This is a genomic window from Photobacterium sp. HL06 (genome assembly GCF_059552575.1).
The window spans coordinates 1,572,358-1,586,200 of sequence record NZ_CM183915.1 but is presented as its reverse complement, the minus strand read 5'-3'; the positions used below and the strand labels follow the sequence as shown (position 1 = coordinate 1,586,200).

12 protein-coding genes are annotated in these 13,843 nt (G+C 44.8%); 8 read left to right on the top strand and 4 right to left on the bottom strand.

Annotation, left to right across the window (positions count from 1 at the left end; genetic code table 11):
- Positions 1–130: 130 nt before the first annotated feature.
- Entirely contained in the window at positions 131–736 is a 606-nt protein-coding gene (locus AC51G0_RS25125) for an SDR family NAD(P)-dependent oxidoreductase (protein ID WP_496302298.1), read from the bottom strand.
- A 148-nt stretch (positions 737–884) separates the two neighbouring features.
- Positions 885–1,319, bottom strand: a complete 435-nt coding sequence (locus AC51G0_RS25120; RefSeq protein ID WP_496302297.1) for a MarR family winged helix-turn-helix transcriptional regulator — start codon at positions 1,317–1,319, stop codon at positions 885–887.
- 188 nt (positions 1,320–1,507) lie between these two features.
- Between AC51G0_RS25120 and AC51G0_RS25115 the strand changes: the two genes are divergently transcribed.
- From AC51G0_RS25115 to AC51G0_RS25105, 3 genes are all read left to right on the top strand, one after another.
- On the top strand, positions 1,508–2,128 hold the full coding sequence (locus AC51G0_RS25115) for a TetR/AcrR family transcriptional regulator (RefSeq protein ID WP_496302296.1): 621 nt from the start codon (positions 1,508–1,510) through the stop codon (positions 2,126–2,128).
- An 87-nt stretch (positions 2,129–2,215) separates the two neighbouring features.
- Positions 2,216–3,298 carry an efflux RND transporter periplasmic adaptor subunit gene (locus tag AC51G0_RS25110; RefSeq protein WP_496302295.1) on the top strand — a complete coding sequence of 361 codons (1,083 nt, stop codon included), beginning with the start codon at positions 2,216–2,218 and terminating at the stop codon, positions 3,296–3,298.
- Complete coding sequence (locus tag AC51G0_RS25105; protein WP_496302294.1) at positions 3,295–6,354, top strand: efflux RND transporter permease subunit; 3,060 nt, start codon at positions 3,295–3,297, stop codon at positions 6,352–6,354. Before AC51G0_RS25110 ends, AC51G0_RS25105 begins: the two co-directional genes overlap by 4 nt.
- A gap of 247 nt (positions 6,355–6,601) precedes the next feature.
- Here the strand turns inward: AC51G0_RS25105 and AC51G0_RS25100 are convergent, their stop codons facing one another.
- Positions 6,602–7,240: an NAD(P)-dependent oxidoreductase gene (locus AC51G0_RS25100; protein ID WP_496302292.1), complete on the bottom strand. Its 639-nt coding sequence runs from the start codon at positions 7,238–7,240 to the stop codon at positions 6,602–6,604.
- A 123-nt stretch (positions 7,241–7,363) separates the two neighbouring features.
- On the opposite strand from AC51G0_RS25100, the gene AC51G0_RS25095 reads away from it, so the two are divergent.
- Both AC51G0_RS25095 and AC51G0_RS25090 read left to right on the top strand, forming a co-directional pair.
- Positions 7,364–8,284 (top strand): LysR family transcriptional regulator, encoded by a 921-nt coding sequence (locus AC51G0_RS25095; RefSeq protein WP_496302291.1) that lies wholly within the window; start codon positions 7,364–7,366, stop codon positions 8,282–8,284.
- A 153-nt stretch (positions 8,285–8,437) separates the two neighbouring features.
- Positions 8,438–9,646 carry a serine hydrolase domain-containing protein gene (locus tag AC51G0_RS25090; protein ID WP_496302290.1) on the top strand — a complete coding sequence of 403 codons (1,209 nt, stop codon included), beginning with the start codon at positions 8,438–8,440 and terminating at the stop codon, positions 9,644–9,646.
- Positions 9,647–9,734: 88 nt separating this feature from the next.
- Here the strand turns inward: AC51G0_RS25090 and AC51G0_RS25085 are convergent, their stop codons facing one another.
- Entirely contained in the window at positions 9,735–10,556 is an 822-nt protein-coding gene (locus tag AC51G0_RS25085) for an NAD(P)H-binding protein (RefSeq protein WP_496302289.1), read from the bottom strand.
- A gap of 47 nt (positions 10,557–10,603) precedes the next feature.
- Here AC51G0_RS25085 and AC51G0_RS25080 point away from each other — a divergent pair, with 47 nt between their 5' ends.
- From AC51G0_RS25080 to AC51G0_RS25070, 3 genes are all read left to right on the top strand, one after another.
- Positions 10,604–10,786 carry a hypothetical protein gene (locus AC51G0_RS25080; protein ID WP_496302288.1) on the top strand — a complete coding sequence of 61 codons (183 nt, stop codon included), beginning with the start codon at positions 10,604–10,606 and terminating at the stop codon, positions 10,784–10,786.
- A gap of 147 nt (positions 10,787–10,933) precedes the next feature.
- Positions 10,934–11,350, top strand: coding sequence for a GNAT family N-acetyltransferase (locus AC51G0_RS25075; RefSeq protein ID WP_496302287.1), 417 nt, complete (start codon positions 10,934–10,936; stop codon positions 11,348–11,350).
- A gap of 538 nt (positions 11,351–11,888) precedes the next feature.
- Complete coding sequence (locus tag AC51G0_RS25070) at positions 11,889–13,760, top strand: methyl-accepting chemotaxis protein (protein WP_496302286.1); 1,872 nt, start codon at positions 11,889–11,891, stop codon at positions 13,758–13,760.
- Positions 13,761–13,843: the final 83 nt, after the last annotated feature.

Below are 13,843 nucleotides of genomic sequence, written 5' to 3'. Positions count from 1 at the left end.
TAGCAGGTATTTTCCGGAATAGAATAGAACTTTATTAATGAAGCCAGGAATGATCAGTCGTTGTTTACCGAGTTTCTTTAAGGTGTAACGGGCGACAAACTCAGCTTCTAATGGTTTGAACGGGGTATCTTCAAAATTTTTGATGCGGTGCCAGGTTGCTTTTGGTAAAACCCGGAGCGGCAATGGAAATGTTGACTCCTTGCGATTCCAGCTCTAACGCAATACCTTCAGCAAAGGTTAATAGGTAAGACTTTGTTGCAGCATAATTCGCAATCAAAGGCACACCTTGAAAGGCAACAATAGAGGAAATGAAGAGAATGTTACCGCCTCCCTGCCTCGCCATTTTGTTGGCGAAGTGGTGAGTAAGCAGTAATGGTGCTGAACAGTTTAATGCAATCGAGCTGAGCATCTCATCAATGGGTAATGACAAAAAATGCCCGGACTCTTCCTTTCCGGCATTATTAATTAACACGTCCACCTTCAGCTCATCAGTCTCACTGATAAGCTTTTGTATACCTTGCGAAGAGGAAAGATCGGCAGCAATGACTTTGGTCTCCACACCATATTGCTGGTTTAATTGTTTACTGAGCTCTATGAGTTTGTCTTCATTTCTGGCAACCAAAATAACCGGCTGTTTGTTCTTTGCCAGTTCCTCGGCATAAGCCAACCCAATCCCTCCTGATGCACCTGTCACCAGAGCCCAAGAGCTACGTTTAATGTTGTCATCGTATGTCATAGTATTTCCCTATTTTCCTATTTTCCTATTTTCCTATATATGTATATGCATGCTTTAAGTTAAAAAAACTGAACAATCGAAATGCTCTTCACAGCATCTCAGTCTGTAAAGAGCGTTGGTCCTAGTGCATGCCTAATAAGAGGCAATACTATTTATTCAAACTCACGATTGCCTGGCTCAGCTCCAATAGTTGCTGGCAGCGCTCCGGCCCCAGGTGTTGATAGATCTTTTGTTGTGCTTGCTGCCAGTGAACTTTGGCATCACGATAGACAGCTTGCCCATGCTCACTTAACGTGAGTATACGCTGACGACGATCTTCTCCCGGGGTCGCCAGAAGCAGTCCATCACGCAACAGTGGTTTTAGGTTTCGGGTTAACGTGGTTTGATCCATGGCCAGCAGTGACTGCAGCTCTTTGTTAGTGGTTTCACCCAACGTTGAGACCGCGCGCAAAATGCTGAACTGGCCAACATTCACCCCAGCTCGCGACAAGTGTTCGTCGTAGATACGGTTTAGCACCCGTGTCGCTTTTCTATGGTTCAGGTTCAAACAAGGCAGCTGTTCGCCCGCCATACTATCAGTCATATTATCGTTCATACGAAAAGAATACATGCATATGCATTTACCTGTCAAGTCACAAGCCTGTTCCAAAACCGTTGTCCGCTGAAAGTGGATCACAGCAACACAGGCGAGTGCCAATAAATAGATCCCTCCCTAAAATTACACTATGATAGTTTCAAATATTGAATTTTGTAACCAAGGTTAGGGTATCTATGAATCCTGCAAAAAAAGTCCCGCTTCCGCAACGAGGCCCTGAAGGCCATGAACGCAGAGAACAAATCATCAACACGGCCAAGGAGCATTTTCGCCACTATGGATACAGCAAAACGTCCGTTGGTGATATCGCTAAGTTGATTGGCGTGTCTAATGCCTACATCTACAAATTTTTCTCATCTAAGCAAGATATTGCCGAAGCCGTCTGCGCTGAAACACTAGGCAAAATAGATGATGAGCTAATAGCAATATCTAAGTTGGAATCGAGCGCAACAACTCGACTGAGACTAACCTTTAAAACACTGATGGAAAAGAGCTTAGAGCTGTTTTTCGAAGAGCGAAAACTGCATGAAATAGCAGCCTTGAGCAGTGCCAATAACTGGTGCGCCAATACCAATCACCAAGCCGTACTCTTTTCTGTGATTGAACAAATCATTGTTGATGGTCGAGAAGAAGGTGTATTTGATCGCAAAGCCCCTCTCGATGAAGTTTGCCGAGGTATCGTTGACGCAATGATCCCGATTTCAAACCCATTACTGCTTGAACAAAAAGAACCGGAAATGCTGGAAGAAAGCCTCGCTGCCCTGACCAACATGGTGCTTCGAAGCCTCTCGGTATAACTTATATAAAAAAACACAGGTTACAAGTTTGATTTTTTGTAACTTGTAACCAATAATAAAACTCCTAGACTAAGGAGTTTTGTTGTTATGTTACGTTTACTCATATTATTCGCTGTTGGGACGCTGGTACTAACTGGCTGTGGTGCAGAGGCTGAAACCGGGACAGATCCCAGGTTGCAGCCATCACTGGTACAGTTTGTCGCGGTTAAGCCCGATACCAGCCAACAGCGAACATTTACAGGCACCGTAGAAGCTAGGGTTCAAAGTGACTTAGGCTTTCGGGTCTCAGGCAAAATCACAGAACGCTTAGTGAATTCCGGTCAGCATGTGAAAAAAGGCCAAGCCTTGATGCGGCTGGACACTGAAGACCTTGATTTGCAAGTCATCGCCTCCCGCAAGGCCGTGGATGCAGCAAAAGCCAATTTATTCAAAGCCCAAACAGATGAAAAAAGGATGCGCGGCCTAGTTAAGAAGGGGTCGGTATCGGCACAATCTTATGATCACGCTTTAGCCGCCTTGCGCAGCGCAAAAGCTCAACTGGCAATGGCTGAAGCCAATGCATCTGTAGTAGAAAATGCCAACAAGTACTCTGAGCTAGTCGCCGATGCTGATGGTATTGTGGTCAGTACTCATGGAGAGCCTGGGCAAGTCGTATCGGCCGGTCAGCTTGTTGTGAAGCTCGCTAAAGACGGCCTGAGAGAGGCGGTAGTTGCTCTGCCAGAAACGTTGCGCCCAGCATTGGGCTCTGAAGCGACAGCCAATTTCTTTAATTCTGAGATCCCCTCTGCCCGAACCTATCTTCGAGAGTTATCCAATTCTGCCGATTCAGTGACTCGAACCTATCAAGCTCGCTATGTCTTGGAAAGCGGTAATGAACCTCCTTTGGGATCGACCGTGAGTATTACCCTGAGTCTTCCGGCCGATCAGGATAACGTCTTGGTGCCGATCGGTGCTTTGTATGACGATGGCCAAGGCAGTGCTGTCTGGGTACTTGACGAAGAAAGCTCCACAGTAAATTTACGCCGGGTGGAAATCAGTCGAATTTCCGCTGAGACAGCCAGTATCCGTGGTGATTTTAAAGCCGGTGAACTAATCGCGGCAATGGGCGTTCACCGTTTACACGACGGTAAAGTTGTTCGTGTCGCTGGTAGTCAGAAGGTGGCACTATGAGTGGATTTAATCTTTCGGCTTTAGCTGTACGAGAGAAATCAATTACGTTGTTTCTCATTATCGCCGTTATATTATCTGGTACCTTCGCCTTCTTAAAACTCGGGCGGGCAGAAGATCCTGCGTTTACGATTAAAGTTCTGACGGTTACTACAGTATGGCCTGGCGCTACTGCGGAAGAGATGCAGAATTTAGTTGCTGAGCCGCTGGAAAAGAGGCTACAAGAACTGCAATGGTATGATCATGTCAGAACCATCACCAGGCCCGGCATGGCCTTGATGACGCTTATCTTGAAATCCTCAATGCCGCCAGAAGAACTAGACAAGCAATTCTACCAAGCCAGAAAGAAGCTTGGTGATGAGGCAAGAACATTACCGCGTGGCGTTATGGGTCCATTCGTTAATGATGAATACTCCGATGTCACTTTCGCGCTTTATGCGTTAAAAGCACCAGAACTTCCTATGCGTCACCTCTCGCGCAAAGCGGAAGAGCTTAGACAGCAAATGCTGCATGTACCGGGTGTGAAAAAAGTCAATATTTTAGGCGAGCAACCTGAACGCATTTTTGTTGAATTTTCGTATGCCCATCTCACTAACTTAGGTGTAAGCCCTAAAGCTATTTTTTCTGCCCTACAAAATGAAAACAGGCTAACTCCCTCAGGTTCAATCGAAACCGATGGCCCAAGGGTGTTTGTTCGCCTTGATGGCTCCTTTGACGATGTTGATGAAATACGTAATACGGCAATTTCAGGTAATGGTCGAACATTCAAGCTTAAAGATGTGGCAACCGTTGAGAGAGGATATGAAGATCCCGCTACCTTTACCATTCGTCACGAAGGCGAGCCTGCCATTGTTCTTGGGGTCATCATGCGTGATGGCTGGAACGGTCTTGAGCTTGGCGAATCCTTAAGCCATGAAGCGAATATAATAACCGGCGAACTGCCTATCGGTATGACATTTAGCAAAATAACAGATCAAGCCGTCAACATCGACAATGCGGTAGATGAGTTCATGCTCAAATTCGTGGCGGCTATCTCAGTCGTCATGTTGGTGAGCTTGATAAGTATGGGGTGGCGAGTCGGAATTGTTGTTGTAGCGGCCGTTCCGCTTACGTTAGCAATCGTGTTTGTCATCATGCTCATCACTGACCGCGTATTTGATCGTATAACCTTGGGAGCACTGATTTTAGCATTAGGCCTTTTAGTTGATGACGCCATTATCGCGATTGAAACAATGGTCGTAAAAATGGAAGAAGGTATGGATAGGGCCAAAGCAGCCGCCTATTCATGGAGCCACACAGCAGCCCCGATGCTTTCTGGAACAATTATTACCGTCATCGGCCTTATGCCTGTCGGCTTTGCCCGTTCGACAGCTGGCGAATATGCAGGAAACATCTTCTGGGTAGTCGGCTTCGCTCTGATTGCTTCATGGTTTGTTGCCGTTGTATTTACACCGTATATGGGCGTAAAACTGTTGCCAAATATCAAAAAGGTATCAGGGGGGCATGATGCGATTTATTCTACGCCAAATTATGAAAGGTTCCGCCGGTTAGTGAAATGGACCGTCAAACGCAAGTTCTCTGTCGCAGGTATTGTTTTCAGTCTGTTTATGCTTTCTGGCTTTGGAATGAGTTTTGTTCAACAGCAGTTCTTTCCTAACTCTGACAGGCCAGAAGTGCTCGTCGAGCTTCAAATGCAAGAAGGCTCTTCGATTGGCCTGACAGATGCAGCAACCATGATAGTTGAGTCTTGGCTAAAAGAGCAACCGGAGGCTGAAGTTGTCACCTCTTATGTTGGACAAGGTGCTCCGCGTTTCTTCTTCTCTTACAACCCAGAACTACCCGATCCAGCATTTTCTAAGATTGTCGTATTAACGCCAGATCAAGAGGCCAGAGATCGCCTGATGCTAAGGCTACGGCAAGAAATCCAGCAGGGACTGGCATCAGAAGCCCAAGTGCGTGTTTCTCAGTTGGTGTTCGGGCCATACACCCCATATCCAGTTGAATTCCGCGTCATGGGCCCTGATACCGATACGCTTCGTCAGATTGTGGGGCAAGTTGCTAATGTTATGCGCGCCAATCAGAACATGCGCAGCGTGAATCATGATTGGGGCGAGCGTCAGCCAAAAGCGCATTTTGTTATTAATCATGAGCGTCTGCGTCAGATTGGCATGTCATCAGCAGAAGTTTCTGAACAGCTACAGTTTTTGGTTAGCGGGATCACAGTTACCACGATGCGCGAAAATATTCGTAACGTAGGTATTTTTGCTCGCAGCTCCGGCGACGAACGCTTCGATCCAAGCCTGTTCCAGGACTTTAACCTGGTTAATTCAAGCGGAAAGATCATCCCTTTAAGCCAGGTTGGCCAGGTCGAAATTGCGTCTGAAGACCCCGTGCTTAAGCGCAGAAACCGTATTCCCTCCATCACTGTGCGAGGTGATGTTGCGAAAGGTGTGCAACCCAATCAGGTGTCATCCGAGATACAAAATGCGTTGATTCCGATAATCAATAATCTGCCATCGGGCTATTCAATTGAAGAAGGCGGGATTATAGAAGAGTCAAAGAAGGCTAATAAGGCGCTATTACCGGTCTTCCCTATCATGCTACTGCTGACTCTACTGGTGATAATCATTCAGGTTCGTTCATTTTCTGCGATGACAATGGTTTACCTTACGGCACCTCTAGGGTTGATTGGCGCTGTTCCTACATTGCTACTGTTCGATCAGCCTTTCGGTTTCAATGCCATTCTTGGTTTGATTGGTTTGTCAGGCATTCTGATGCGAAACACACTGATCTTAATCCAGCAAATCAAAGACAATCTAGAATCCGGTATGACTCAATATGAATCAGTCATAGAAGCGACAGTACAGCGCTCTCGCCCCGTCATTCTTACAGCTCTAGCTGCCGTATTAGCCTTTATACCGCTAACCCATTCAATATTTTGGGGGTCTATGGCTTTCACTCTCATTGGTGGTACGGCAATTGGCACCGTTCTGACTTTATTGTTCCTGCCGGCTCTATATGCCATCTGGTTCAAGGTTAGCCATCATGAAGAACATTAGCGGCATTAGGCGTTTGTTGATTCAGGCAGGTGGGATTTTCATCTTCTTGGCCTTGCTCTGGGTCGCGGGATTTTTTTTGATGACGTTAATACTGCCATTCTTTATTCAATTTTGACGAAACTGCCGGTCTCATTTTGAGCTTCTTTTGTAACTCTCGCTATAAGCTCGGCCTCCCTTCTGGGGAGGCTTTTTTAAACAATTCAGCTACATAACAAAATAGTGATGTGGCTGAGAATATGGGCAAGATTTAGTAAGCCACACCAATACGCTGACTTGGGTATTTCCCTGCTTCAAGCTCATCAATCATCGCAACGGCATAGTCACTCACGGAAATTCGGCTAGCTCCCTTATCGTCGACTAGCAGCTGCTCGCCACCAATGCGGTATAGTGCCTGTTTTTCTCCTGGGAAAATCTCTGCAGCCGGGCAGATAAATGTCCAATTAAGTTCGCTATTTGACGTCCGGAACACATCTAGTGCTTCTCCCATTGCGCCAGCTTCATCTTTATATTCTGCTGGGAATTCAGGGACAGTCACCAGCTCAACGCCTGGTGCAACTTCTAGTGAACCCGCGCCACCAACCCAAAGAAGTCGGTTGATCCCAGCTGTCGGCAGTTCAGCCAGTAGCTTTTGAGCAGTATTTCTTACAATCTCGTGATTACCGGCAGAGCGCCCACCGATGGCAGAAATCACAGCATCAACGCCTTTGGTTGCTTGAGCCAAGTCTGCATTGCTATCGAGCAGGTCAAACTGACGTACTTCAAGGCTTGGATCTTCTATTTTGTTGGTATCACGAACCAGGGCCACCACTTCATGACCTCGTGCTTTAGCTTCGCTAACGATGTGATTACCGATCCAGCCTGAAGCACCTAATACTGCAATTTTCATCTTGCCTCTCCTCATAATTAATCTGTCTCTCGACGACAATTGCAGTCTAATAGATGACTATTTTGCGATAAATATCAATTATTGATGTAGATTGTATCAATACAAGTTACTAATGAGGGCGATATGGATCGACTAACGGCAATGCGCAGCTTTGTTGAAGTGGCAAATTCAGCTAGTTTTACGAAAGCTGCCGAGCAACTTGAGCTTAGTCGCTTGCAAGTCTCACGGCATGTTCAGGAGATAGAGTCGTGGCTACAACAGAGACTGTTACATCGGACGACTCGTAAAGTCAGCCTAACGATAGCGGGAGAAGAGACATTAAGACGTTGTGAACAGATCCTGCACGAGACGGCTGAACTCGAAGTCAACGCATTGCACCAGTCCCAGCATTTATCGGGAACCATTCGAATTGCATCACCGATAGGGTTGGCGCAAGGCTTACTGCTTGACGTGGTTGAGGAGTTTACCGAGAATAATCCTGATGTGACGATTGAGATCCTGGCGTCGGATAGCTTTTCTCAGCTCGTTGACGAGCGTATTGATATTGCTCTGCGCTTTACGAACCAACCTGATGAGAATTTGATTGCCAGAAAGTTGATGGTGATCGATTCGGTAGTTTGCGCCTCTCCCGCTTACCTACAGCAGCACTCGATACCAAATGTGCCCAATGATCTGCGTGAACATAACTGTTTCATTCATTTGGGGGCAACAAGGTGGAACTTTATTCAAGATAACCAGCATTACTCGGTGGATGTTAAAGGCAATATGAAAGCGAATGACTTAGGTACGCTTTCCAAATTAGCCATTCGCGGCAAAGGCATTGTGCGCTTACCTTGTGATTTAGCCAATCCCCTTATATGCCGTGGCCAGCTTACTCCCTTGTTAACCGACTATACCATTCCAAACAGTTCCCTTTGGGCGGTGTATTTGTCAAGGAGTTACCAGCTGCCAGTTGTGCGTCAGTTTATTAACTATATGGCGGAGTGCTGGGAGAAAGATATCAAGCTCACTCTTGGGGAGAAATACATTTTACCAGCTCAGTAATATTGAACTAGATGACTGATACGCCGGGTATGCGAAGCATATATACATAGATGCTCTTGGAGAAAAGCTAAACAACTGGATTATAGGTAAACTCAAGGCTGCTAGACTCAGTACAAAAGGGATAACATATTAAATTAACTTAAGGGATTAACGGTGAAAAAACTGATTGGCTATACATCCGTAGTCTTGCTCCTCGCTTTGAGCGTTGCAGGTTTTTATAAAAATGAGTTATTGCAGCTTTATCATACAGTTCGCTTATTCGATCATGATGTGATCGTCAACAACTTCTCCAATATGAAGCAACTTGCTCCGGCAAAAACCATTAAACGCTCAGGGACTGTTGATAAGCTAGGCCAACAACCTTTTCCCCTTCCTCAGCAGTTTGTCTATCAAGATACAATGTTTGACATGCAGCGTTGGCTAACACGCTCAAGTACAACAGCTTTAGTGGTTATGAAAGGTAATAACATTACTTTTGAACAATATTACCAAGGCACCGGTGAGTTTGATCAACGAATTTCTTGGTCAATGGCCAAGTCGTTTCTCAGTGCAATTTTTGGTGTCGCAGTAAAAGACGGTTTGATTACAGATTTAAATGAGCCAGTCACAAAGTATGTACCGAGCTTAATCGGTTCTGGCTACGACGGTGTCAGTATTAAAAACGTACTACAAATGTCCAGTGGTATCTTTTTCAATGAAGATTATGGTGATTTTAACAGTGATATAAATCGATTTGGTCGGATTATGGCGTTGGGTGGTAGCTTTGATGAATTTGCAGCGTCGCTAACGAGCTTTCGAGAACAAGGTACTTATATGTCTTATGTGAGTATTGATACTCATGTGTTAGGCATGGTGTTGCGAGCAGCAACAGGTATGGAGATTATCGATTACTTCAATGAACAACTTTGGTCGAAATTAGATACTGAACGTGATGCCATATATATTACCGACAGCACAGGTGAGCCTATGGTACTGGGAGGATTAAACCTGATAAGCCGTGATTATCTTCGTATGGGTAAACTTTATCGTGATTTCGGCCGGTTAAATGGGGAACAAATTATTCCCGCTCAGTGGATTGAAGACAGTATTACACCTGATGCCCCCCATTTAATACCAGGTAAAAGAGATAATGCTGATACACGTTGGGGTTATGGCTACCAGTGGTGGATACCTGAAGACGCGGATGAAGAGTTTCTAGCTATGGGCATTTACGGTCAATACATTTACATAAACCGAAAGATTGATGTGGTTATTGTGAAAAACAGTGCTGACATCGGCTTTATGGATAACGGCTATGAGAGCATGGAATATGCTATAGCCGCTTTTAGAACTATTGCGCAATCACTTGCTAATAAGCAATAAATAAAGTCCACAAACCTTAGATTTAGCATTGTGCAGAGGAACACATTCCCCTGCACAGTACACAATTAACTACCCAGTCTCTTTATAATTAGTGGATGGTATAGCTTTTTTTCATATCGACAAGATACACACCATGCCCATGCCATTCTTTTCGTTCCAGCTCTGGTAGCGTTGTTACTCGTAAAATTTCTTCTGCTACGTCCTCTCTACTGATGCTGATCTTGGCATGTTTAAGTGGAAGATCTGCTTTGTCTAATCCTGTTGTATCAAAACTATAGCCATAGTGCCTTTTCGCTGGACTGTCTTTGAGTGCAGCAGGTCGAAAAATCACAAACTCTAGCCCTTCAGTGGCTGCTTGAGCGAGAATAGCTTCACTCTCGGTGACATTTCTATAAACAGGAAAAATAACAGGTAGTATATTAGCTATTACATTGTAGTTAGCAGGCCAAGCTGTCACGGATGCGCCAGGAAGACCTTCTGTGCCTACAGAGCCATGATAGAATGTCTCTACCCACCGGCTTTGCTTCATCCCCTCGACAACTGCCCCAATGGTATCTGTATAAATTGAATACTGTGAATTAAGCATATCTCTTACTTTGGTTACACCAACAAAGCAGCAAATAGCATTGATTGAAGAGTCATTAGTAAGGATAGTTTTGTATGATTCAGCGCTTAGTATGCTGATATTGGTTGCTTTCAGAACTCCCTTATTTTGTGCCAAAGTCATATTTCCCGCAGTTAGTTTTGTTTCCGTTAGAATTTTGCTCATTCGACTCAAAGCATCTTGATCACTTTGTGCCCGGCACATAGCGGTTACATCATGCCCCTGCATCAAAGCATTTTTGATAAAAATCCTTGCTCCTCTAGATGCAGCAGCGATGACGAGGAAATGACGTTTTTGATTATTCATTGTTGACCTTGTAAGCATATAAAGGCATACACCTTAAAGTATGTCCTATGGGGCAGAGTCAACAGCAGCCGGCTTACAAACCATCAGAGCCAGAAAACATTCAACAATTAGTGATTATTCAAGGCTCAGATTGTAATAGTGTTTATCATATCAAGCTAATAAAGAGCAGCTTTTATAAGGTTATTTCTAATGCGGATACTAAACGACAAAAATATATTGCTATTTTATGATCAACCTGCCCAATAAGTATAATTTGTGTTGATATATGATTTATCACCTTCTCAAGACTGTTAAAAATATTAGCTATTTGAATTAAGGTCTTTTATTGTATTCTGTCAATAACTCTTTATTCAAGCTAACCGTAACTGAGGCATAAAATGGAATTTATCATTACAGAGAACCCCAGCGATGAGGATATCTTCGAAATACGTCAGGGGCTGAGGCATCACAACCTACCGTTTCTTGGTGATATTAGTGATAACGAAGTTGCATGTTTTTCCTATGCGGCGGATGGGGCCAAAGTTGGCGGTATCACAGGGCGGATCTGGGGGCATTGGCTGTTAATCAAATTTTTATGGGTTGATCAGAGTATCAAACACCAGGGTATTGGCTCTGGGTTATTAGCAACACTGGAGGAGCATGCAAAACAAAATGGTTGCAGTTCTGTACTGGTTGATACGTTCAGCTTTCAGGCAAAACCCTTTTATGAAAAACATGGCTACCGCTGTCAGATGACCTTAAATGATTATCCTGTCGCCGATCAACTGCACTTTTTGACTAAGGAATTAAACTAAATCAGTTGGTTAAGCTAGCTGCATGCTTTCATAGCGGCAAGAAGAATATGAATCATTACATGTAGGGGGGCAAAGCGTTGTCAGTGATGGAGTCACAACTTCAGAAGCTGGCTTCTCATTATCAAACTACCCGGGTACAACCATTTTATACTTAACTTCAAATTCTGAGCTTCAACCTCCTAAAAACACAGAGAAAGCGAGATCTTTGCCACAGAACATATGCATAACATCGAATAAAGTAGTCATATATTAGTGAGAGATTAGTCAAAATAAAGCCATATGTTCAAGCAGTCATTAAGTTAAACCCAAAGTACGCTGTTGTTTGCTTTAAGCTATATTCCTTGTTTTCTATTGTAATCGATAGAAATAAGGTCACTCCATTTTATGAATACACTTTTCATGTATGGCAACAACACACTTCAGCCGTTACAACTTCAGTGGTTATGGTTAATGAATGCTCAGAACCATTATTGAATATCTCCGAGATGATTTTATTACGCTAATTGTTAATAGCTACTTCTGATCAGGATTTTGAACAATGAAGTTTTCCCATAAACTGGTTATTTCAAGCACATTAATTGCGACAGGTGCCATTGCTGCACTGTCAGCTGTTCTTTATTACAACTCATACAAAGATATTACCGAGAATGTCACCCACCGTATGGAAACGTACTCAGCTTCCATGGCCAACCACATTGGCACCTGGTTACAGGGTAAAGAGAAGCAAGTTCGAATGCTACGGCAAGGCATTTCGCAGGCAGCTAATGATCAGGATATTCAAAAGCTCATCGACCTACCACTGCTCAAGGAGGAGTTTTCAGTAGCCTATGTAGGCCTCGAAGATCGACCAAATCTTATTATTAACCATCCTTTCAATAAAAAGGATTACGACGCACGAAAGCGCTCTTGGTACAAGGAAGCCAGAGCAAAAGGCGACATTAATATCAAAAGGCCGTATCTCGATACCAAAACACAGAAACTGATGATCGCAATAGGGGCACCGATTACCGACTCCCGTGGCATTGATGGGGTCGTCAACGGTAAAATTGAATTAGATGCTCTGCTGACAATCCTTAATCACCACTCCTTAGGCAACAACGGTTATGCCTACCTCGTAGGAAGTGACGGGATGATCATTAGCCATCCAAACCCCGATTATAATGGCAAGCCGCTTTCTGATCTTTTTGGACAAACGCCTGCAATGGAGAACAAACTTCAGGTTGCCCAAATAGCCGGCGAAGATAAACTGCTCTCTTTTGCACCAGTCAATATCAAAGGGGCAGGCTGGAAAGTCGGCATGGTGATGGACTCTTCAGCCGCCTATGCATCCGTCAGCCAAATGCAAAATCTCATTATTGGCTTTACACTCGGTACGGCAGCGCTTTGTTTTATCTTTTACCAGATGGTCATTGCACGGCTGCTTAAACCAATGCAATTAATTAGCGATGCCATGCGCCAGATAGCCAGTGGCAAAGCAAACCTCGGCCAGCGCATCCACACCCGCAGCGGCGATGAATTTCAAGATTTAGCCGATAACTTCAATCACTTCATGGACTCACTGCAAAAACTGATTATCGAAATTCAGGCTATCGGCGGCAGCTTGCGCGACACCAGCCTGTCGGCCAAGACAACCGCTGGCGACGCAGCCTGCCATATCTCAAACCAACGCCAAGAAATTGATCAACTCGCGGCATCTATCAATGAGATGGCAACAACCTCTAGCGACGTTGCCAACAACGCCCAACAAGTGGCGCACTACACAGAAGATGCCAATGACGCTGCATCTGAGGGCTGTGACATCGTGCATAATACCGCAGTCGCGATCAATGCCCTGTCGGAACAACTTGAGCAAGCCCGCCAGACAGTCAATGTTCTTGCCGAGCACAGTGAGGGAATTGAATCCATTACTAGTGTTATCAGCGCCATAGCCGATCAAACAAACCTGCTAGCACTGAATGCTGCCATAGAGGCTGCCAGAGCTGGGGAACAAGGACGTGGCTTTGCCGTAGTGGCAGATGAAGTTCGAAGCCTTGCTTCTCGGACTCAGGACGCCACCAGCGAGATTAACACCATGATAGGTATACTTCGCGAAAAAACCAACGAGACAGTCGACGTGATTGAGACCAGTCGCACTAGAGCCCAAAATACCGTTGAAGAGGCTGAACTTGCCAGAGATTCACTAAATAAAATCAACGGCGCCATTGAGCAAATCTCTGGCATGACACTTCAAATTGCCAGCGCTGCCGAGCAACAGAGTTCAGCAACCGAAGAAATCAACCGCAACTCCGATGCACTTCTCACAGCCACTGCCGCACTTAACCAAAGTGCAACCGATACACATAACATGAGCCAGTCCATTCAGGAGCAATCAAAACAACAACAGGAACTACTGGATCAGTTCAGTCACTAGCCATACATCAACAAAATAAGGGTGGGAAGCCTCACCCTTATTTATCCCCCAACAGCGACACGTAAGTCGAACAATCTCTATAT